The organism is Bradyrhizobium sp. CCBAU 21365, assembly GCF_015291305.1.
Classification (GTDB): Bacteria; Pseudomonadota; Alphaproteobacteria; order Rhizobiales; family Xanthobacteraceae; genus Bradyrhizobium; species Bradyrhizobium elkanii.
Genome location: NZ_CP030036.1, coordinates 1,773,305 through 1,793,600 on the forward strand (window position 1 = coordinate 1,773,305; position 20,296 = coordinate 1,793,600).

At 65.0% G+C, this 20,296-nt stretch carries 19 protein-coding genes; 12 read left to right on the forward strand and 7 right to left on the reverse strand.

Features of this window, described 5'->3' with window-relative positions; translation table 11 throughout:
• Positions 1-111 precede the first annotated feature (111 nt).
• Positions 112-1,077, reverse strand: coding sequence for a tripartite tricarboxylate transporter substrate binding protein (locus XI02_RS08365; RefSeq protein WP_172649248.1), 966 nt, complete (start codon positions 1,075-1,077; stop codon positions 112-114).
• Positions 1,078-1,454: 377 nt separating this feature from the next.
• Here XI02_RS08365 and XI02_RS08370 point away from each other — a divergent pair, with 377 nt between their 5' ends.
• The 7 genes from XI02_RS08370 (at position 1,455) to XI02_RS08400 (ending at position 7,092) form a co-directional block, all read left to right on the forward strand.
• Positions 1,455-1,871 carry a hypothetical protein gene (locus XI02_RS08370; RefSeq protein ID WP_069278280.1) on the forward strand — a complete coding sequence of 139 codons (417 nt, stop codon included), beginning with the start codon at positions 1,455-1,457 and terminating at the stop codon, positions 1,869-1,871.
• On the forward strand, positions 1,868-2,731 hold the full coding sequence (locus tag XI02_RS08375; protein ID WP_197971333.1) for an alpha/beta fold hydrolase: 864 nt from the start codon (positions 1,868-1,870) through the stop codon (positions 2,729-2,731). The genes XI02_RS08370 and XI02_RS08375 overlap by 4 nt, the downstream gene beginning before the upstream one ends.
• A 30-nt stretch (positions 2,732-2,761) precedes the next feature.
• A complete protein-coding gene (locus XI02_RS08380) occupies positions 2,762-3,679 on the forward strand; it encodes an amino acid ABC transporter substrate-binding protein (RefSeq protein WP_172648595.1) in 918 nt (305 codons plus the stop codon).
• A 154-nt stretch (positions 3,680-3,833) separates the two neighbouring features.
• A complete protein-coding gene (locus XI02_RS08385; RefSeq protein WP_016845630.1) occupies positions 3,834-4,565 on the forward strand; it encodes an amino acid ABC transporter permease in 732 nt (243 codons plus the stop codon).
• Between the two features lie 2 nt (positions 4,566-4,567).
• Complete coding sequence (locus XI02_RS08390; RefSeq protein ID WP_026192237.1) at positions 4,568-5,260, forward strand: amino acid ABC transporter permease; 693 nt, start codon at positions 4,568-4,570, stop codon at positions 5,258-5,260.
• Between the two features lie 69 nt (positions 5,261-5,329).
• Positions 5,330-6,061, forward strand: a complete 732-nt coding sequence (locus XI02_RS08395; protein WP_016845632.1) for an amino acid ABC transporter ATP-binding protein — start codon at positions 5,330-5,332, stop codon at positions 6,059-6,061.
• Between the two features lie 170 nt (positions 6,062-6,231).
• Entirely contained in the window at positions 6,232-7,092 is an 861-nt protein-coding gene (locus XI02_RS08400) for a D-amino-acid transaminase (RefSeq protein WP_172648594.1), read from the forward strand.
• 154 nt (positions 7,093-7,246) lie between these two features.
• Here XI02_RS08400 and XI02_RS08405 read toward each other — a convergent pair whose 3' ends face one another.
• The 3 genes from XI02_RS08405 to XI02_RS08415 form a co-directional block, all read right to left on the reverse strand.
• Positions 7,247-7,705 (reverse strand): carboxymuconolactone decarboxylase family protein, encoded by a 459-nt coding sequence (locus tag XI02_RS08405; RefSeq protein WP_028332972.1) that lies wholly within the window; start codon positions 7,703-7,705, stop codon positions 7,247-7,249.
• A 27-nt stretch (positions 7,706-7,732) separates the two neighbouring features.
• Positions 7,733-9,349 carry an MDR family MFS transporter gene (locus XI02_RS08410; RefSeq protein WP_069278277.1) on the reverse strand — a complete coding sequence of 539 codons (1,617 nt, stop codon included), beginning with the start codon at positions 9,347-9,349 and terminating at the stop codon, positions 7,733-7,735.
• A gap of 330 nt (positions 9,350-9,679) precedes the next feature.
• Positions 9,680-10,828 carry an HlyD family secretion protein gene (locus XI02_RS08415; protein ID WP_172648593.1) on the reverse strand — a complete coding sequence of 383 codons (1,149 nt, stop codon included), beginning with the start codon at positions 10,826-10,828 and terminating at the stop codon, positions 9,680-9,682.
• A 143-nt stretch (positions 10,829-10,971) separates the two neighbouring features.
• Here XI02_RS08415 and XI02_RS08420 point away from each other — a divergent pair, with 143 nt between their 5' ends.
• The 4 genes from XI02_RS08420 (at position 10,972) to mctP (ending at position 14,911) form a co-directional block, all read left to right on the forward strand.
• The gene (locus XI02_RS08420) at positions 10,972-11,883 is read left to right on the forward strand and encodes a LysR family transcriptional regulator (protein ID WP_172648592.1); all 912 of its coding nucleotides are present in this window, start codon (positions 10,972-10,974) and stop codon (positions 11,881-11,883) included.
• Positions 11,884-12,111: 228 nt separating this feature from the next.
• Positions 12,112-13,083, forward strand: a complete 972-nt coding sequence (locus XI02_RS08425) for a tripartite tricarboxylate transporter substrate binding protein (protein ID WP_172648591.1) — start codon at positions 12,112-12,114, stop codon at positions 13,081-13,083.
• 141 nt (positions 13,084-13,224) lie between these two features.
• A complete protein-coding gene (locus XI02_RS08430) occupies positions 13,225-13,410 on the forward strand; it encodes a DUF3311 domain-containing protein (RefSeq protein ID WP_172648590.1) in 186 nt (61 codons plus the stop codon).
• 10 nt (positions 13,411-13,420) lie between these two features.
• Positions 13,421-14,911 (forward strand): monocarboxylate uptake permease MctP, encoded by a 1,491-nt coding sequence (mctP, locus tag XI02_RS08435; protein WP_018269751.1) that lies wholly within the window; start codon positions 13,421-13,423, stop codon positions 14,909-14,911.
• Here the strand turns inward: mctP and XI02_RS08440 are convergent.
• Positions 14,882-18,526, reverse strand: a complete 3,645-nt coding sequence (locus XI02_RS08440) for an indolepyruvate ferredoxin oxidoreductase family protein (RefSeq protein ID WP_172648589.1) — start codon at positions 18,524-18,526, stop codon at positions 14,882-14,884. The genes mctP and XI02_RS08440 overlap by 30 nt on opposite strands.
• 157 nt (positions 18,527-18,683) lie before the next feature.
• Here XI02_RS08440 and XI02_RS08445 point away from each other — a divergent pair, with 157 nt between their 5' ends.
• A complete protein-coding gene (locus XI02_RS08445) occupies positions 18,684-19,139 on the forward strand; it encodes an Lrp/AsnC family transcriptional regulator (RefSeq protein ID WP_172648588.1) in 456 nt (151 codons plus the stop codon).
• 76 nt (positions 19,140-19,215) lie between these two features.
• Here the strand turns inward: XI02_RS08445 and XI02_RS08450 are convergent, their stop codons facing one another.
• Positions 19,216-19,710, reverse strand: a complete 495-nt coding sequence (locus XI02_RS08450) for a hypothetical protein (protein WP_172648587.1) — start codon at positions 19,708-19,710, stop codon at positions 19,216-19,218.
• A 60-nt stretch (positions 19,711-19,770) separates the two neighbouring features.
• Positions 19,771-20,118, reverse strand: coding sequence for a hypothetical protein (locus tag XI02_RS08455; protein ID WP_244980773.1), 348 nt, complete (start codon positions 20,116-20,118; stop codon positions 19,771-19,773).
• Positions 20,119-20,296 lie beyond the last annotated feature (178 nt).

Consider the following 20,296-nt stretch of genomic DNA (forward strand, 5'->3'; position numbering starts at 1 on the left):
GTCATTGCGAGCGAAGCAATCCATTTCACCGCATGTGCGGAAGGATCGACTGCTTCGTCGCTTCGCTCCTCGCAATGACGGGCGGAGGCTTCGCGGCCAGTCCTTATTTCCTCACTTCTTCGCCAGCCCGAGCGTGTCGATCACCTTACGCTCGGATTCGGTGACCTCGCCCACGAACTTCTTGTAGTCCTCGGTATTCTTGTAGTTCGGCACCATGTCGTATTTGGCGAGGGTCGCGATCACCGCCGGGTCCTCGATCGCCTTCTTGAAGGCGTCGTGCAGCTTGGCGACGATCTTGGGGTCCATGCCCTTGGGGCCGGCGATGCCGAACGGCGAGTCATAGACCATGGGGTAGCCGAGCTCCTTCAGCGTCGGCGCGTCGGGATAGTTCGGCGAGCGCGCGCCGGTCCACACCATCAACAGGCGGAGCTTGCCGGCATCGACCAGCGGCCGCCAGCCGGTGGAATCCGCCTGCAGCATGGTGTGCTGGCCGAGCACGGCGGCATTGGTCTCGGCGCCGCCCTTGAACGGCACCTGGGTCAGCTTGATCCCGGCCATCAGGGCGATCTGCTCCATGCCGATATGCAGCGAGGTGCCGGTGCCGGGCGTCGCATAGGTCACCTTGCCCGGGTTCTTCTTGGCGAAATCGACCACGTCCTGCCAGGTCTTGAACTGCGACTCAGCGTTGGTGGTGACGCCGAAGGTGTAGCCGGTGAGGTGAATGATGTAGGAGAAATCCTTCGCCGGATCCCAGGACACCTCCTGCATCAGGGGCAGGCGGAACACGGTGATCGGGATCTGGGCGATGGTGTAGCCGTCGGGCTTGGCGCCGGCGGCCATCGTCGCGGGACCCACGGTGCCGCCGCCGCCCGCCTTGTTGTCGACCGCGATCGGCTGGCCCAGCACCTTCGAGGCGCTCTCGGCGATCGCGCGCATCGAGATATCGGTCGAGCCGCCCGCCGGCCATGGCACGATCAGCGTGATCGGCTTGGTCGGATAATCCTGCGCCTGCGCCGCTGTTGACACCAGCATGCCGGCGGCGGCGAGCAGGACCATCAGGCGATTGCGGTGCGACATCTCGATCTCTCCCTTGTGGCCGCGTTCGATCGCGGCCGCGTCTTGTTCGGTGTTGGCAATGATCGTCCCTGTCATTCCGGGACCGAGGCGCATTGGACAGAACGGGGCGGGCAACGGAAGCGCGAATTGCGCTCGAAGCGCCGGCTGCGACAATTGGTCTGCCGCGACCTGCCGAGCGGCGGAATTCAATCGGCATTTGGTCTGACGGTTTGCAGTTTCAGGCAGCGAGCGGGGAGGGCGCGGGGTGTGCGCGCCTGACCGGCAAGCCGGGTTTGGTCAAGCGAATAATGAAGGGAACCCAAGGGCATCGGCGCCTTGCGGGATTGCGCGCTTGCCGTCATCATGGCGCCGCCCGCTGCAGGAACGCCGCCCGACAGATGACGCCATCGCCTGACGCCACCGACGACGCTGTGACGAGGGCGTTTGCCGGCCTTCCCGCATTGCTCGACGAGGCCCCTCGGCTGGTTGCGCGCGGGCGGCTGCTCGATTGCGACTGCCTGATCGGCCCGATGGCGCGGCCGTTTCATGCCGCGATCCGCGCCGGGCGCATCGTCGAGCTCGCGCCGTCGCCGGTCCTGATGCGCTCCTGGCGTTTTTCCTATCGCGCGACGCCGCAGGCCTGGTCCGCCTATTGGCAGGCCGAGCCGAAGCCCGGCTGGCACGATCTGCTGGCGCTGACCAAGCGCGGCGAGGCGGTGCTGGAAGGCGACCTGCATCCCTTCATGGCGCATCTGCAATACTTCAAGGACCTCTTGGCGCTGCCGCGGCAGCATTTCGCGGCGGCCGTGTCATGAGCGGCGCGATCATGAACGGCCATATCGAGCCGATGGTCGGCCGCTACGTTCATGTCGAGATCGGCGGCGAGCTGCACCGCATCTACTTCGAGGAAAACGGCAAGGGCATTCCGCTGGTGTGCCTGCACACCGCGGGATCAGATGCGCGGCAGTGGCGCCATCTGCTCGCGGACGCGCAATTTGCCGAAAATTTCCGCATCATTGCCTTCGATATGCCCTGGCATGGCAAGTCGAATCCGCCGATGAGCTGGACCGGCGATGAATACCAACTCACCACTGCGCGCTACACCGAGACCATCCGCGCTTTCTGCCGTGCGCTGCGGCTGGAGAAGCCTGTCGTGATGGGCTGCTCGATCGGCGGCCGCATCGTGCTTAACCTTGCGATCGAATATGCCGCCGAGTTCCGCGCGCTGATCGGGCTCGAGGCTGCCGATTTCCAGGCGCCGTGGTATGACACCAACTGGCTGAACCGGCCGGACGTTCACGGCGGCGAAGTCTGCGCCGCGCTGGTGTCCGGGCTGATCGCGCCGCAAAGCCCTGAGCCTGCGCGGATGGAAACGCTGTGGGCCTACAAGCAGGGCGGCCCCGGCGTGTTCAAGGGCGATCTGTATTTCTACCGTGTCGACGGCGACCTGCGCGGCCGGGTCGCGTCAATCGAGACTAAAGTATGCAAGCTCTATCTCCTCACGGGCGAGTATGATTTCTCCTGCACGCCCGAGGACACGAGGCGGACCGCAGCGGCAATAGGGGGCGCCAGCGTCACGATCATGGAGAAGCTCGGTCATTTTCCGATGAGCGAGAATCCGGAACAGTTTCGCCGCTACATCGCACCCGTCCTCGCCGATATTCTCACACAGTAAATCGACCGTTTCCACGCAAGGAGTAGACGTATGACACGCAAGTATCTCATCGGCTTCGCGCTCGCCGCCGCGCTCGGCGCGAGCCAGGCGCAAGCCCAGGAGCTGACCGGCACGCTGAAGAACATCAAGGACACCGGGGCGATCACGCTCGGCTACCGCGATTCCTCGATCCCGTTCTCCTATCTCGACGACAACCAGAAGCCGGTCGGCTATGCCATGGACATCTGCTACAAGATCGTCGATGCCGTGAAGAAGGAGCTGAAGCTCGACAAGCTCGAGGTCAAGCTCAACCCGGTGACCTCGGCGACGCGTATCCCGCTGATGGCCAACGGCACCGTCGACCTCGAATGCGGCTCGACCACCAACAATGCCGAGCGCCAGAAGCAGGTCTCCTTCACCAACAGCCACTTCCTGACCGCCAGCCGCTACGTCACCAAGAAGGCGAGCAAGATCAATTCGATCGACGATCTGAAGGGCAAGACGGTGGTCTCGACCGCCGGCACTACCAACATCAAGCAGCTCACCGAGGCCAACCTCGCGCGCGGGCTGAGCGTCAACATCATCCCGGCCAAGGATCACGCCGAGGCCTTCCTGATGGTCGAGACCGACCGCGCGGTCGCCTTCGTGATGGACGATATCCTGCTCGCGAGCCTCGTCGCCGGCTCGAAGTCGCCGGATGACTACGTGATCTCCAAGGACGCGTTCTCCAAGCCCGAGCCCTACGGCATCATGCTGCGCAAGGACGACGCGCCGTTCAAGAAGGTCGTCGACGCCGCAACCGCCGCGCTCTACACCAGCGGCGAGGGCCAGAAGATCTACGACAAGTGGTTCACCCAGAAGATCCCGCCGAAGGGCCTGAACCTCAACGTGCCGCTCGGGCCGGAGATGAAGAAGCAGCTTGCCAAGCCGTCGGATTCACCGGATCCGGATGCGTATCTGGTCAACTGATCGCGTTGCTGCGTATGACCTGCCGCCTCGCGGCGGCGGGTCCTGAAAGTTTGCATGTCCGGCCATTTTTGGAGGAGAATGGCCGGACATTTGCATGGACGCCGCGCGCGATGCCGGCGTAATGCCGTGACCGGCGCGGCCGCGTGGGGGACCTGTGAACTACAATTGGAACTGGCACATCTTCCTTGAGCCGAACCCGATGGGGACCGGCACCTATCTCGACCTGTTGCTGGCGGGGCTGGTGGTCACCATCAAGGTGTCGGTGCTGGCCTGGATCATCGCGCTGGTGTCCGGCTCGGTGATCGGCGTGCTGCGCACGCTGCCGTCGCGGACCGCCTCGTGGATCGGCTTCTGCTGGGTCGAGTTCTTCCGCAACATGCCGCTCTTGGTGCAGCTGTTCCTGTGGTTCTTCGTGCTGCCCGAACTGTTGCCGCGGTCGGCCGGGCTATGGCTGAAGCAGTTGCCGAACGCGCCGTTCTGGACCGCCGCGATCGGCGTCGGCTTCTTCATGTCGGCGCGCGTCGCCGTGCAATTGCAGGCCGGCATCACCTCGCTGCCGCGCGGGCAGAAGCAGGCCTCGACCGCGCTCGGCCTCACCACGGTGCAGACCTATCGCTACGTGCTGCTGCCGATGGCATTCCGCATCATCCTGCCGCCGCTGACCTCCGAATTCCTCAACACCATCAAGAACAGCGCGGTCGCCATCACCATCGGCCTGATCGAACTGACCGGCCAGGCGCGCTCGATGCAGGAGTTCTCGTTCCAGGTGTTCGAGGCGTTCACGGCGGCGACCGTGCTCTACCTGCTCCTCAATTTCGTCGTGGTGACCGCGATGCGCTTCCTCGAGCGCTATGTCGCGATCCCCGGCTACATCACGGGCAAATGACGATGATCGGCAGTTTCGATTTCGACGTCATCCGCCGCTCGCTGCCCTACCTGTTCCTGGAGGGCATGCGCTTCACGCTGACCTTGACCGCGCTCGCCGCGTTCGGCGGCCTGGTGTTCGGCACGCTGATCGCCCTGATGCGGCTGTCGAGCTACAAGGTGCTCGGGCGCATCGCGGGCTTCTATGTCGACTTCATCCGCTCGCTGCCGCTGGTGCTGGTGATCTTCTGGTTCTACTTCCTGGTGCCGTATATCGGGCAGTGGCTGACCGGCGCGTCGCGGCCGATCACGGTCGGCGCCTTCGCCTCGTCGCTGATCACCTTCATCGCGTTCGAGGCTGCGTATTTCTCCGAGATCATGCGCGCCGGCATCCAGTCGATCTCGAAGGGCCAGCCGGCCGCGGCCAGCGCGCTCGGCCTGACCTACGCGCAGTCGATGCGCTACGTCGTGCTGCCGCAGGCGTTCCGCAACATGCTGCCGGTGCTGCTGACGCAGACCATCGTGCTGTTCCAGGACACCTCGCTGGTCTATGTGCTGTCGATCCCGGATTTCCTCGGCGCCGCCAGCAAGGTTGCGCAGCGCGACGGCCGCCTGGTCGAAATGTACCTGTTCGCCGCGCTGGTCTACTTCGTCATTTCCTGTGTCGCGTCCTACGGCGTTCGCCGCCTGCAGGCGCGGATCGCCATCGTTCGCTGAGGCATGACCCGGAAAAGTGGGAGCCGGTTTTCCGACAAGGTCATGCCTAAACAAAAAAGCTGAGCCATCATGATCGAGATCAACCACGTCAATAAATGGTACGGGCCGTCCTTCCAGGTGCTGAAGGACTGCACCACCAGCGTCGCCAAGGGCGAGGTGGTGGTGGTCTGCGGCCCGTCCGGCTCGGGCAAGTCGACCCTGATCAAATGCGTCAACGCGCTGGAACCGATCCAGGGCGGCGACATCACGCTCGACGGCGTAAAGGTCAACGATCCCAAGACCGATTTGCCGAAGCTGCGCTCGCGCGTCGGCATGGTGTTCCAGCACTTCGAGCTGTTTCCGCACTTACGGATCATCGACAATCTCCGCCTCGCGCAGGAGAAGGTGCTCGGCCGCAAGGCTGAGGACGCCACCGCCAAGGGCATGAAGCTTTTGGAGCGCGTCGGGCTGAAGGATCATGCCAAGAAGTTTCCGGCGGAGTTGTCCGGCGGCCAGCAGCAGCGCGTCGCGATCGCGCGGGCGCTGGCGATGGATCCGATCGCGATGCTGTTCGACGAGCCGACCTCGGCGCTCGACCCGGAAATGATCAGCGAGGTGCTCGATGTGATGGTCGACCTCGCCCGCGAGGGCATGACCATGATGGTCGTGACCCACGAAATGGGTTTTGCCAACAAGGTCGCCGATCGCGTCATCTTCATGGACCGCGGCGAGATCGTCGAGGACGCCAAGAAGGCCGACTTCTTCGGCACGCCCCGCAGCGACCGCGCGCAGAAGTTCTTGTCGAAGATCCTGCAGCATTGAGGGGCTGCGCATCTGCCAAACCCGTCATCCCCGCACAAAGGCGGAGCCTTTGCGCGGGGGTGACGGTAGTGGATTTACGCAGTTCACGGGCGCCGTCGGGAGGGTTTTCCCCCGTCAACAATTTGCGTATACGAAGGCCTGAACCCCCCTTCGTCCGCAGGAGAACTCGCGTGGAAAAGATCGCTTACGTCAACGGCTCGTTCGTGCCGCATTCGGAGGCCAAGGTCTCGGTGTTCGACCGCGGATTCCTGTTCGCCGACGGCATCTACGAGGTGGCGGCGGTGCTCGAGGGCAAGCTGATCGACAACGCCTCGCATCTGGCGCGGCTCAAGCGTTCGGTCGGCGAGATCCAGCTCGCGCTGCCGGAGACGCTGGAGCGGATCGAGGAGATCCAGAAGGAGCTGGTTGCGCGCAACGACCTCGTCAACGGCATGGTCTATCTCGAGGTCACCCGCGGCGCCGACAAGGGCCGCGACTTCGCCTTCCCGAAGGCCGACGTCAAGCCGACCCTCGTGATGTTCACCTCGGAAAAGGACATCATCAACGCGCCCTCGGCCAAGACCGGCATCAACGTCATCACGGTGCCCGACATCCGCTGGGAACGGCGCGACATCAAGAGCGTGGCGCTGCTCGCGCAGGTGCTGGCCAAGCAGGCGGCCGCCGCGGCCGGCGCCGGCGAAGCCTGGATGATCGAGGACGGCAAGGTCACCGAGGGCGGCTCGTCCTCGTCCTTCATCGTCACCCACGACGATGTCATCGTGACCCGGCAGAACGGCAACGAGATCCTGCCCGGCTGCACCCGCAAGGCCGTGGTCAAGCTCGCCGAGGAGCGCCAGCTGCGCATCGAGGAGCGCACCTTCACGGTTGAGGAAGCGCTCGCGGCCAAGGAAGCCTTCATCACCAGCGCTTCCGTGTTCGTGCAGGGCGTGGTCGCGATCGACGGCAAGAAGGTCGGAGGCGGCAAGGTCGGCCCGATCACCGACCGCCTGCGCGAGATCTACATCGAGTTCGCCCGCGCGACGGCGGTTTAGGACCGTTGCCGCACTTTACGCTGTCATCGCCCGGCGCGACCGGGCGATCCAGTATTCCAGAGACTGCGGTGCTTGAGTCGAGGCGTCGCGGCGTACTGGATGCCCCGCATGAAGCGGGGCATGACAGCGGAATAGATGGCGGAGAGTATGGTCCTCACGCCGCCGCCTTCGCCTTCACCGGATGCACGGCACGGAAGCCGATCGCGATCCGGTTCCAGGCGTTGATCGCGCCGATCAGCGTGGTCAGGTTGACGAGCTCGCTGTCGGAGAACTGGGCGCGCACGGCTTCATAGTCGGCGTCCGGTGCGTGCGTCTCCGCAACCAGCGTCAACGCTTCGGTCCAGGCCAGCGCCGCGCGCTCACGCTCGCTGTAGAGCGGGGATTCGCGCCAGGCGTTGAGCAGATAAAGCCGCTGCTCGGTCTCGCCATGCTTGCGGGCGTCCTCGGTGTGCATGTTGATGCAGTAGGCGCAGCCGTTGATCTGCGAGGCGCGGGTCTTGACCAGCTCGATCAGCGATTGCTCGAGGCCGCTCGCAGCGATCTGGTTCTCCACCGCGACCAGCGCTTTGATGGTCTCGGGTGCGGCCTGGTAGAAATTCATGCGAGGCTTCATGGTCGTTCTCCGTGGTCGTGGTTTGGGTTAGTGCGCACCGCCGCCAGCGAGCTGGCCCGGCTTCTTCAGGAACAGTGTCGCCGCGAGTGCGATGATCAGCGCGACGCCGAGCAGATAGAAGGTATCACTGAAGGCGAGGATGTAGGCCTGCTTCTGCACGACCTTGCCGATCGCCGCGATTGCGCGGTGGGCGGCCGCGGCCTGGTCGGCGACTCCGTGGTTCATGAAATACTGCGTCAGCTGCTCAATCCGGTTGCGCGTGGCCTGTTCCAGCAGCGAGACCGACTGCATCAGCACGTTGGAATGATATTGCTCGCGCTTGGTCAGCAGCGTCTGCAGCACGGCGATGCCGACGGCGCCGCCGAGGTTGCGCATCATGTTGAACAGCGCGGAGGCCGAGCCCGCGTTCTCCAGCTCGATGCCCGCGGTCGCAACCGCCGACAGCGGCGCCATCACCAGCGCCTGGCCGATCGCACGGACGATGTTGGGCCAGAACAGCTGGTCGGTGGCATAGTCGTTGGTCATGAAGATGTTCATGAAGTTGGAGCCGGCGAACAGCGCGAAGCCGACGCTGATGATGATGCGCGGATCGAAGCGCTGCATCAGCCGCGGCACCAGCGGGATCAGCACCAGCTGCGGCAGCCCGGTCCATGCCAGCACCATGCCGATCTGCTCGGCGTTGTAGCCCTGGATGCGCGACAGGTACTGCGGCAGGATGAACACCGAGCCGTAAAGCGCGATGCCGAGCAGGAAGTTGGCCAGCATGCCGAAGCCGAAATTGCGGCGGGCGAGCAGGCGCAGATTGAGCAGCGGCTTCTCGACGGTGAATTCGACGATCAGGAAGGCGACCAGCGCGACGGCAGCGATCACCGACAGGCGGACGACGAAGGGCGAGCCGAACCAGTCGTCCTTGTTGCCTTCCTCCAGCACGGTCTGCAGCGCGGCGAGGCCGATCGCCATGGTGATGATGCCGAGCCAGTCGCCGTGGCGGATCAGCGACAGCTTCATCGGGCTCGGATCGAGCGAGACGTACAGCATCGCGATCATCACCGCGCCCGGCACCAGGTTGACATAGAAGATGTACTGCCAGCCCCAGTTCTCGGTGAGATAGCCGCCGATGGTCGGGCCGATCGCCGGCGCGAACGTCGCCGACAGCGCGAACAGCGCCAGTCCGATCGGCTGCTTGGCCTTCGGCAGCAGCGTGATGATCAGCGTGAACGCCATCGGGATCAGCACGCCGCCGGTGAAGCCTTGCACGGCGCGCAGCGCAATCATCTGCGGCAGGTCCTGCGCCAGCGCGCACGCCGCCGAGAACACCAGGAACAGGGCGGCGTTGGTGAGCAGATAGATGCGCACCGAGAACACCTGTGCGAGCCAGCCGGAGAGCGGGATCACCACGATCTCGGCGATCAGATAGGAGGTCGAGATCCAGCCGCCGTCGTCGATCCCTGCGCCGATCGCGCCCTGCACATCGGCGAGCGAGGCGTTGACGATCTGGATGTTGAGCACCGCCATGAACGCGCCGAGCGTCGCCCCGATCACCGCGATCCAGGTTTTCGTGGGGATAGCCGGCGCCGACGGCGCTGCGGGGGCGGGGAGCGCGGCGGCGTTCGCTGCGTCGGCTGTGGGCTGAAGTGCGGTCATCGAGGTCGTCCTTGCTGGCCCATGCAAGATGTATTAGGCGCCCGGTTTCGATAATCCGGGAAAGAGCGGAAGGATTGTCCGGCAGTGATTGATAATCGGGCGCTGTTACGACGCGCGACGCAGATACTTCGTCTGCCAGCCGTCAGTTCGTGAGGTGGGCACGCCTGTCAGGCTCCCTCTCCCGCTAGCGGGGGAGGGTGGGGTGGGGGCTCTCTCCGCGAGTCGTGTCGTGGAGAGAGCCCCCACTCGCCGCGCGCTACGCGCACGTCGGCCTCCCCCGCAGGCGGGAGAGGCGAAGAAAGTTCGCACTCTTATCGTTGACCGTTGTCTCTACCCGCCGTGCGGCCGCGTTGCCGACGCCAGCCGCCGCTTCTCTTCGCGCTCGGCCAGCACCGTTGCCTTGGTGTTGACGGTCGGGATCGCCGACATGCCCGGGCGCAGCAGGCCGGTGAGGCTGTGGTCGTCGAGCACGATCTTCACCGGCACGCGCTGCACGATCTTGGTGAAATTGCCGGTGGCGTTGTCGGGCGGCAGCAGCGCGAATTCGAGGCCGCTGGCCGGCGACAGGCTGTCGACATGGCCCTTCAGTGTGGTGCCGCGAAAACTGTCGACGGTGAGCTCGACCGGCTGGCCGTTGCGCACATGGGTCAGCTGCGTCTCCTTGAAATTGGCGACCACATAGACCGCGTCCAGCGGCACCACCGCCATCAGCTGGGTGCCGGCCTGCACATATTGCCCGACGCGCAGCGTGCGGGCGCCGACCGTGCCGTCGACCGGCGCGGTGATCCGCGCGTAGGACAGGTTGAGCTCGGCCTGCTGCTCGACTGCGCGAGCGTGGTCCACCTGCGCTGCGGCCTGGGCGCGCTGCGTGGTCAGCACGTCGACCTTGCGTTGCGCCGCCGACAGCGCCGACTTCGCGTGCTGCAATTGCGCGGTGTTGGCGCGCAGCGCCGCATCGGTCTGTTGCGCGCGCTGAATGGTGCCGGAGCCGGACTTCATCAGCCCGTCGTAGCGGGTCTGCTCTTCCTGGGCGAATTTCAGGTTGGCCTCGGCGGCGGTGACGTCGGCCGTGCTCTGGTCGATGATCGGCTGCTGCAGTTCGATCTGGGCATCGAGGTTGCGCACCGAGGCTGTGGCGGCGTCGACATCGGCCTTGGCCTGGCCGAGCGCGGTGCGGTAATCGCGGTCGTCGATCTCGGCCAGCAGCTGGCCGGCCTTCACCGGCTGGTTGTCGGTGACCAGCACGCGGGCGATGTAGCCCGAGACCTTCGGGGCGACGATCGTGGAGTCCGCCTTCACATAGGCGTCGTCGGTGGTTTCGAGGTAGCGGCCGGTGGTGACGTAGTCGTAGCCAAAGTCGGCTGCCACGGCGGCGCCGATGATTGCGGCGAGCCCGAGCGCCACCTGCTTGACCGTTTTCCGCGACGGGCGGAGACCGATTTTGGCCGATTCTTCAGGGACATAAGTGGTGGTCGACATGACATCCTCCGGGTCGAACATTTGCGTCCTTCCAGAAAGGGCGCCCAGTATGGCCCCTTAGATGCAATGTCCTCCCCGCTGTGATAATCCCGACAAAACTGGAAGCATTATCAAGCCAGCGCTGATAATCCGGACCTTACCGAATGGATCGCCTGACCAGCCTGACCGCCTTCGTCCGGGTCGTGGATTCCGGCGGCTTCTCCGCCGCCGGCCGCAAGCTCAACATGTCCACCACCATGGTGAGCAACCACGTGCAGTCGCTGGAGGACCGGCTCGGCGCCCGGCTGCTCAACCGCACCACGCGCAAGGTCAGCCTCACCGAGGTCGGCCAGGCCTATTACGATCGCTGCGTCCAGATCCTCGCCGACATCGAGCAGGCCGACGACATCGCGGGCGCCCAGCAATCGGTGCCGCGCGGCACGCTGCGCATCTTCACCAACACCCATCTCGTCCAGTTCCTGTCGCCCGCGGTCGCCGAATTTCTGGCGAGCTATCCCGAGGTCAAGGTCGATCTCACGATCGGCGAGCGCAATGCCGATCTGATCGACGAGAATTACGATCTCGCCGTGCGCATGGTGCCGCCGCCGGACTCCAGCCTGATCGTGCGCACCATCGCGACCTGGCGCCACGTGCTGTGCTGCTCGCACGGCTATATCGAGCAGCACGGCAAGCCAACGCTGCTGGCCGACCTCTCCGCGCGCAACTGCATGCGTCACGCCAACTATCCCTATGGCGACGAGTGGCGCTTCGCCGACCGCAAGGGAACGCCGGCCGCGGTGCGCGTCTCCGGAAATCTGATTTCCAACAGCGGCGAGACCCTGAAGCTCGCGGCGCTGGCCGGCGTCGGCGTCTTCCTCGCGGCCGGCTTCCTGGTCCGCGACGAGCTGGAGTCGGGACAACTGGTCCGCCTGCTGCCCGAATACCGGCCGGTCGAGCTCACCATGAACGCGGTCTATCCGCACCGCCATCATCTGTCGGCGAAGGTCCGTACCTTCATCGACCTCCTGGTCCGTCACGCCACCGAGCAGCAGAAGCTGATCAATCCGTATTCGTGAGGTGGTGCGCGATACTTCAAGTCCGTCATCCTGAGGTGCGAGCGGAGCGAGCCTCGAAGGATGAATCGGCCAGAGAACGGGCCGTGCATCCTTCGAGACGCGCTACGCGCTCCTCAGGATGACGGGGACTAATAGCACAGCGCATCTTCTGCGCGTCATGGCGGCCCGGCATCCCTTGCATGGCGTTCGCGTGTATGAAGACGACACCGCCTGCTGCCGGGGCCTGCCATGCCGCTTCGTCTTCTCGCATCACTCCTGTTCGCGCTCGCAGCAAATGTCCTGCTGCACGTGCCGGCGCGCGCCTCCTATCCCGATCACATCGTCAAGATCGTGGTGCCGTTCGCGCCGGGCGGCGGCACCGATGTCGTGGCGCGGACGCTGGCGCAGGAGATGCAGAAGGATCTCGGCGTCACCGTCATCATCGAGAACAAGCCGGGGGCGGGCACCATCATCGGAACACAGAGTGTCGCGACGAGTCCGCCCGACGGCTACACGCTGCTGATGGCGACCTTCGCCAACGCGGTCAATCCGAGCCTTTACAGCAAGCTGCCCTATGACGCGCACAAGGATTTTGCGCCCGTGGCGCTGGTGGCGCGCTCGTTCAACGTCGTCGTGGTCAATCCGGCTTCGCCGATCAAGTCGATTGCCGATCTGATCGCGGCCGCGAAGGCCGATCCGGAAAAGCTGTCCTACGGCACCTATGGCACCGGCACCTCGGCGCATCTCGCCGGCGAACTGTTCAAGCACATGGCCGGTGTCAATCTCACCACCGTTCCCTACAAGGGCGCGGCGCCCGCCATCACCGACCTGATGGGCGGCCAGATCCAGGTGATGTTCACCACGGTGGCAAGCTGCGCCTCGCTGGTCGAGGCCGGGCAGCTGCGCGCGATCGGGGTGACATCGGCTGAGCGCTCGGCCGCGTTCCCGCAATTGCCGACGGTGTCGGAAGCCGGCGCATCCGGCTATGTCGCCGAATCCTGGTACGGCCTCTACGCGCCGGCCAACACGCCGCCGGACATCATCGATCGCCTCAACAGATCGGCGGCCAAGGCGGTGCAGGCGGAGGCCTTCAAGAGGCTCAGCGTCAATGAGGGCCTCGTGATGGTGGCCTCACCGCCGGCCGAGCTCGACCGCTACTTTGCCGGCGAGGAGGCGCGCTGGCGCAAGGTGATAAAGGACGCCGGCATCAAGGCCGAATAGGCGGCATGCGCCAGGTGACGATCACATCTTTTTGCGTCGCATTGCCGTAACCGTGATTCTAGACGCAACGAACCGGTTCCTGGATCGCTGCCAATGATCAGCGGAACCTCCCGCCTTGTGTCTTGCGTCAAAGAGTAGGCCATGTGGATGTTGTTGCTGCTGCCGTTCATCGGCTTGCTGTGGGTGCCGTTCTATAATTTCGTCGAGCCCTCCCTGTTCGGCTTTCCCTTCTTCTACTGGTACCAGCTCGCCTGGGTGCCGATCTCCTCGCTCCTGATCTGGCTGGTCTATCGCAGCCGCCGGCCTGATGCCGACGAGACGCGGTGAGGGGACAGCCATGACCGATCATATTGCCTGGGTGGCGCTCTGCGTCTTCATCTTCTTCTTCGCGCTCGTCACCGTGATGGGCTTCTTCGCGGCGCGCTGGAAATCCGGCCCGGTCAGCGAGCATCTCGATGAATGGGGCCTCGGCGGCCGCCAGTTCGGCACCTGGATCACCTGGTTCCTGGTCGGCGGCGATTTCTACACCGCCTACACCGTGATCGCGGTGCCGGCGCTGGTCTATGCGGTCGGCGCCTATGGCTTCTTCGCGCTGCCCTACACCATCATCGTCTATCCCTTCGTGTTCGCGGTCATGCCGGTGCTGTGGAAGAAGGCGCATGCCAATGGCTACGTCACCGCCGCCGATGTCGTCCACGGCGCCTATGGCTCGCGCGCGCTCGAGCTCGCGGTGGCGCTGACCGGCCTGGTCGCGACCATGCCCTACATCGCGCTGCAGCTGATCGGCATGGAGGTCGTGATCAAGGCGATGGGGCTGTCAGGCGAGCTGCCGATCATCGCCGCCTTCGTCATCCTCGCGCTCTATACCTATAGCTCCGGCCTGCGGGCGCCGGCGCTGATCGCCTTCGTCAAGGACATCATGATCTACATCGTGGTGCTGACCGCCGTGGTCGTGGTGCCGGCAAAGCTCGGCGGCTACGGCGCGGTGTTCGCGGCGGCCAATGACGCCTTCACGGCAAAGGGTGGCGCCACCGGCCTGACGCTGAAGCCTTCGCAATATCTGCCCTATGCGACGCTGGCGCTGGGCTCGGCGCTCGCGGCCTTCATGTATCCGCACACACTGACCGGCATCTTCGCCTCGAAGTCGGCGGATACCATCCGCAAGAACGCGGTCCTGCTGCCGGCCTATACGCTCTTGCTCGGCCTGATCGCGCTGCTCGGCTACATGGCCTATGCCGCCAACATCAAGGTGACGTCGCCGAACGACGTGGTGCCGATGCTGTTCAAGACGCTGTTCCCGGAGTGGTTCGCGGGCTTTGCGTTCTCCGCGATCGCGATCGGCGCCTTGGTGCCGGCGGCGGTGATGAGCATCGGCGCCGCCAATCTGTTCACGCGCAATGTCTGGAAGTCCTATGTCAATCCGGACATCTCGCATGCGGGCGAGGCGTCGGTGGCGAAGATCACCTCGCTGGTGGTCAAGGTCGGCGCGCTCGCCTTCATCCTGTTCCTGCCGACGCAATATGCGCTCGACCTGCAATTGCTCGGCGGCCTCTGGATCGTGCAGACGCTGCCGGCACTGGTGTTCGGGCTGTTCACCGTCTGGTTCCGCGCTGAAGGCCTGCTGCTCGGCTGGGCGGTCGGCATCGGCTGGGGCACGTATACGGCGTGGAGCAACGGGCTGAAGCCGCTCGCCAGCATCTCGCTCGGCGATTCCAGCTACAGCTTCTATGTCGGGCTCGGCGCGCTGCTGCTCAACATCGTCGTGGCGGTGCTCGCGACCGTCGTGGTCGGCCTGATATCACCCGCCAAGCGCCGCGCGGCGGCCTGAGCCGTCGCCTTGCTCTGACGGGGCGGAGGCAAGTCGCGCGGTCAGCCGCGCGACCTCCGCCCTGGTCTTTTCGATCGCGGCGTCCTTTACCGGCCCATAGCCGCGGATCTCCATCGGCGCCTTCGCCAGCGCGACGAGATCGGGCAGCCGTGTCTTGTCGAGCTTGCCAAGCATGGTCTCGATCAGCGCCTCATACCAGGGGATCAGCTCGCGCTCGGCGCGGCGCTCTGCGCTGTAACCGAACACGTCGAACGCCGTACCGCGCAGCCCCTTGAGGCGCGCGAGCAAGCGCAGCGGCGTCTGGATCCATTGGCCGAACGCACGCTTCTTCGGCCATCCCCGTGCGTCGCGTCGCGCCGGGAGGAACGGCGGCGCAAGGTGATATTGCACCGTGAAGTCGCCATCGAACTCCTGGCTGAGCACGTCGAGGAAGCCCGACTGCATATGCAGCCGCGCCACCTCATATTCGTCCTTGTAGGCCATCAGCTTGAACAGCGACCGAGCCACGGCGTCGGTGAGAGGGAGTTTGGCCTCGCCGCGAACTCGGTCCGCCTCTCCCGCTTGCGGGGGAGGCCGTAGCGCATCGACAGATGCGCTACGGGTGGGGGCTCTCTCGGCGATGTGACTCGTGGAGAAACCCCCACCCCGACCCTCCCCCGCAAGCGGGAGAGGGGGCGCACCTTGTTCGCGGCTGCTGCCCAGCGCCGATTCTGCGCGCCGCACGCGGTCGATTGTCGCCCGATAGCGCGCGGCGTAAGCCGCGTCCTGATAGCCGGTGAGGAAATCGGCGCGGCGCGCAATCATCTGCTCGATCGTCTCCGGCACATCGGCCGCACCACCGTCGGCCTTCGGCAAAAACTCCGGATCGGCGAAGGCGAGCCGGCCCCACGCCAACGCCTGCCTGTTGCGCTCGATCGCGACGCCGTTCAATTCGATCGCGCGGGTCAGCGCCTCCAGCGAGACCGGCACCAGGCCCTGCTGCCAGGCAAAGCCGAGCATCATGATGTTGGCAAAGACGCTGTCGCCGAGCAGCCGCTCGGCCAGCGCGTTGGCGTCGATCATGGTGAGGTTGCCCGACCCGATCACCCGCTCGATGGCGCGCAAGCGAACCGGCGAGGCGAGATCGGCATCGCGAAATCGCACCACGTCGCCGGTCGGCATCTCGGCGATATTGACCGCAGCGCGCATCCCCTTGCGATAGGTGCCGGACGCCTTTGCCGACGAGCTCACCACGAGGTCGCAACCGATCAGCGCGTCGGCCGCGCCCTGGTCGATCCGCACCTGATGCAGGGCATCGGGCGCAGCCGCCAGCCGCAGATAGCTCAGCACGGGGCCGAACTTCTGCGCAAAGCCGGTGAAGTCGAGCACCGAGACGCCGCGGCCCTCGAGATGCGCGGCCATCGCGATCAGCGCGCCGACGGTGATGACGCCGGTGCCGCCGACGCCGGTGACAAGGAGATCGTAGGGACGCTGGAGCCCCGCGAGCTCCGGCACCGGCAGCGCCGCCGCTCGCGCGAGCGGATCGATCGCGCTTGCCGTCTTCGCCCGCCGCTTGCCGCCTTCGATCGTCACAAAACTCGGGCAGAAGCCGTTGAGGCAGGAAAAATCCTTGTTGCAGGTCGAGAGATTGATCCGGCGCTTGCGGCCGAACGGCGTCTCCTTCGGCTCGACGCTGAGGCAGTTGGATTCCACCGAGCAGTCGCGGCAGCCTTCGCAGACGAGGTCGTTGATGAAGGCGAAGCGCGCGGGATCCTCGATCGTGCCGCGCTTGCGCCGCCGCCGCTTCTCGGTGGCGCAGGTCTGCTGATAGATCAGCACGGTGACGCCGGAAACCGCGCGCAGCTCGCGCTGCACGGCGTCCATCTCCTCGCGCGGATGGATGGTGACGCCGGCGGGCAGATCCGCCGGCGAGAAATGCGCGGGATCATCCGACACCAGCGCGATCCGCGCGACGCCCTCGGCGCGGACAGAGTGCGCGATCGCCTGCACGCTGACCGGGCCGTCGACCGGCTGGCCGCCCGTCATCGCCACCGCGTCGTTGAACAGGATCTTGTAGGTGATGTTGGCTTTCGCGGCGATCGCCTGCCGGATCGCCATCGAGCCGGAGTGATAATAGGTGCCTTCGCCGAGATTCTGGAACACGTGGCTGTTGCCGGTGAATTTCGACGACGCCGCCCAGTTGACGCCTTCGCCGCCCATCTGGATCAGCGACGAGGTCTCGCGGTCCATCCAACTCGCCATGAAATGGCAGCCGATGCCGGCCAGCGCCTTGGAGCCCTCGGGCACTTTCGTCGAGGTGTTGTGCGGGCAGCCCGAGCAGAAATACGGCGTGCGCGTCGCGCCCGGCACCGCGATCACGCGGTCGCTCTCGGGCACCAGCGCGGCGACGCGACGGGCGAGCTGCAGCTCCGGAAACATCGGGTCGAGCCGGCGCGCCAGCACGTCGGCCAGCATCCGCGGCGACAATTCGCCGGTCCAGGAGATCAGCCGCGCGCCGCTCTCGTCATGCTTGCCGACCATCCGCTCCGGCTTGGCGCCGGGATAGTCGTAGAAATACTCCTTGAACTGGCTCTCGATGATGCCGCGCTTCTCCTCGACTACGAGGATCTCGCGCTTGCCTTTCACGAACTCCATCGCATCGTGCAGCGCCAGCGGCCACACCATGCCGACCTTGTAGATGTCGATGCCGAAGCGGCGGCAGGCCGCCTCGTCGAGCCCGACCAGCCGCAGCGCCTCCATCAAATCCAGATGCGCCTTGCCCGTGGTGACGATGCCGTAGCTCGCATCCTTGATATCGTAGATGTGGCGGTCGATCGGATTGGCTTTCGCGAATGCATAGACCGCGTGCTTCTTCGCCTCCAGCCGTTCCTCGATCTGCGGGCCCGGCAGGTCCGGCCAGCGATAATGCAAGCCGCCGGGCGGCGGCACGAAATCCGGCTGCACGAAACGGCGCGGCGGCCGCAGCTCGACCGAGGCGCCGGATTCCACGATTTCCGAGATCGCCTTGAAGCCGACCCACATGCCGGAGAAGCGGCTCAGCGCGTAGCCATATTCACCGAAGGCGAGATATTCGCCGACATCGGCCGGATGCAAGGTCGGCATGAACCAGCTCATGAAGGCGACGTCGGACTGGTGCGGCATCGACGACGACACGCAGCCATGATCGTCGCCGGCGACGACCAGCACGCCGCCATGCGGCGAGGAACCATAGGCATTGCCGTGCTTCAGCGCATCGCCGGAGCGATCGACGCCGGGGCCCTTGCCGTACCACAGGGCGAACACGCCATCGACCTCGCGATCCCTCTGCGTCTCGACCTGCTGCGAGCCGAGCACCGCGGTCGCGGCGAGGTCCTCGTTGACCGCGGGCAGGAATTCGATGCGGCTGTCCTTGAGCTGCTCGCCGATCTTCCACAGTTCGAGATCGACGCCGCCGAGCGGCGAGCCGCGATAGCCGGAGATGAAGCCCGCGGTGTTGAGCCCGGCGGCGCGGTCGCGCCGCGCCTGGTCGAGCGCGATGCGGACGATCGCCTGCGTGCCGGTGAGGAAGACGCGGCCATGTTCGCGGCTGTAGCGCTCGGACAGCTGGTAGGCGTCGAGCAACGGCATCTGGCCCATGACTGACCCCTCCGGGAATCGCGATGTCTGATCCGACAAGGCTAAGCCTGTGGGCGTGGTAGGTCTTGCCTATCTGTTCATTTGGCGAGCCAAGATCGGCAGAAGATTGCTACGAAGACAGTTATTTGGTAGAATCTACCAAATCGGAGGCCTCGCTATGGTCGAAGAGCAGGACCAGAAAATCCTCGCCGAACTGCAGAAGGATGGCCGCGCCACCAACCAGCAGCTTGCGGAAACCGTCGGGATGTCGACCTCCGCCTGCTGGCGCCGGGTCCGTGCGCTGGAAGAGGCCGGCGTCATCTCGGGCTATTCGGCGCTGGTCGCGCGCGAGCGCGCCGGCTTTGCGACCTCGGCGATCCTGCACGTCTCGCTGGAGCGGCACGACGTGAAGTTCGTCGACGAGTTCGTCGCGCGGGTGATGAAGCGCCGCGAGGTGCTGGAATGCTTCGCGACCACCGGCGACGCCGATTATCATCTGCGCGTCGTGGTGCGCGACATGGACGCCTACAACAAATTCCTCGACGAGTTCATGTTCCGCATTCCCGGCATCCGTCACGTCCGCACCAACGTGATCCTGAAGGAGATCAAGACCGGCGTGGCGTTGCCGTTTTGAGATGTATCGCGATGGCCGCGCCATATATGCGCTGTCGTCCCGGCCTTCGCCGCGACGACGATGTTTGATGCAGCAGCTACGCCTCCACCGACTTCGCTCGCGTCAGCAGCATGAACACCATGACATGGCTGACCAGCAGCAGCGGCACGTAGAGCGCCGGAATGTAGATGCCGGCGCCGAACAGGCCGGGGTCGCCGATCTTCACGCCGTTGTAATAGGCGTTGAGCAGATCCAGCGTGCCCCAGACGTTGAAGAACCAGACGATCGGAATCGCGATCGACCAGCGCCAGGACAGCGCGGCCATGGCAACGAGCGCGAGACCGGCGGCGGTGAGATCGCCCCATCCGACCTCGCTGGCGAAATCCGCGCTCAACTGCGGCGACACGAACCCGGTGACCATGAAGTTCATGCCCAGAAACCTGAACGCATGGAACGCTGCGAGCAGTCTGAGCGCGTTGTCACGTGGCATCGCGCGGAGCGCCGGCCAGACGTAGGTGACGGCCACGACAGCACTTGTCAGGAACGCGCCGGCGACGCTGAGGACGAATGGTAGATTGAAGCCCGGTGGCATCGGCGCATTCCCTTGTGGTTGTCGATCGGTGCGGTTGGCTTGCGTTCAGGATCTTGACGCTCAGGGCCTGGCGACCAGCAGGCGGAGCGGCAGCAGCGGGCCGACCCCGATGTACTCATGATCCATCAGATCGAGCTTGGACAACGGCAGACCCTCCATGATCGCGTGCGCCTCGGCGGCATCCTTGGCATCGAGCAGCAGGACCACGCCGCGCCCGTCGGACCGCGAATACCATTCGCGGATCTTGCCGTTGAGATAGAGCTGCACGGTCTGCCGGATTTCGTCCGGCATCACGGCCATCACCTGATCGCGGGTGACGCCGGGTTTCGCGGTGAGGATGACCATCACGCCGGTGGTGACGGTGGAGGCGACTTGGGCTTGTGCTTGAGCAGGGGAAGGAGCGGTCATGGAAGTGGTGCCTGTCAAAGTGAGGGTGAGGGCCAGGATTGTGTGACGGATTGCTTGCATCGGTCGCATGTCTCCGTTCACGACGGATGTCGTGATCGCGTGGGTCAGCGCGGCGTCGCGCTGCTTCTGGCTCCGATGTAAGGCGGCTTTCCGCGAGCGACTATTCGCGATAATGTTC

Coding starts and splice junctions, on each gene's coding strand:
- XI02_RS08375 (WP_197971333.1), top strand. CDS start 1,868: ATGAGCGGCGCGATCATGAACGGCCATATCGAGCCGATGGTCGGCCGC.
- XI02_RS08380 (WP_172648595.1), top strand. CDS start 2,762: ATGACACGCAAGTATCTCATCGGCTTCGCGCTCGCCGCCGCGCTCGGC.
- XI02_RS08395 (WP_016845632.1), top strand. CDS start 5,330: ATGATCGAGATCAACCACGTCAATAAATGGTACGGGCCGTCCTTCCAG.
- mctP (WP_018269751.1), top strand. CDS start 13,421: ATGACCGATCATATTGCCTGGGTGGCGCTCTGCGTCTTCATCTTCTTC.
- XI02_RS08430 (WP_172648590.1), top strand. CDS start 13,225: ATGTGGATGTTGTTGCTGCTGCCGTTCATCGGCTTGCTGTGGGTGCCG.
- XI02_RS08440 (WP_172648589.1), bottom strand. CDS start 18,526: ATGGGCCAGATGCCGTTGCTCGACGCCTACCAGCTGTCCGAGCGCTAC.
- XI02_RS08365 (WP_172649248.1), bottom strand. CDS start 1,077: ATGTCGCACCGCAATCGCCTGATGGTCCTGCTCGCCGCCGCCGGCATG.
- XI02_RS08390 (WP_026192237.1), top strand. CDS start 4,568: ATGATCGGCAGTTTCGATTTCGACGTCATCCGCCGCTCGCTGCCCTAC.
- XI02_RS08445 (WP_172648588.1), top strand. CDS start 18,684: ATGGTCGAAGAGCAGGACCAGAAAATCCTCGCCGAACTGCAGAAGGAT.
- XI02_RS08415 (WP_172648593.1), bottom strand. CDS start 10,828: ATGTCGACCACCACTTATGTCCCTGAAGAATCGGCCAAAATCGGTCTC.
- XI02_RS08450 (WP_172648587.1), bottom strand. CDS start 19,710: ATGCCACCGGGCTTCAATCTACCATTCGTCCTCAGCGTCGCCGGCGCG.
- XI02_RS08420 (WP_172648592.1), top strand. CDS start 10,972: ATGGATCGCCTGACCAGCCTGACCGCCTTCGTCCGGGTCGTGGATTCC.
- XI02_RS08370 (WP_069278280.1), top strand. CDS start 1,455: ATGACGCCATCGCCTGACGCCACCGACGACGCTGTGACGAGGGCGTTT.
- XI02_RS08405 (WP_028332972.1), bottom strand. CDS start 7,705: ATGAAGCCTCGCATGAATTTCTACCAGGCCGCACCCGAGACCATCAAA.
- XI02_RS08410 (WP_069278277.1), bottom strand. CDS start 9,349: ATGACCGCACTTCAGCCCACAGCCGACGCAGCGAACGCCGCCGCGCTC.
- XI02_RS08455 (WP_244980773.1), bottom strand. CDS start 20,118: ATGACCGCTCCTTCCCCTGCTCAAGCACAAGCCCAAGTCGCCTCCACC.
- XI02_RS08425 (WP_172648591.1), top strand. CDS start 12,112: ATGCCGCTTCGTCTTCTCGCATCACTCCTGTTCGCGCTCGCAGCAAAT.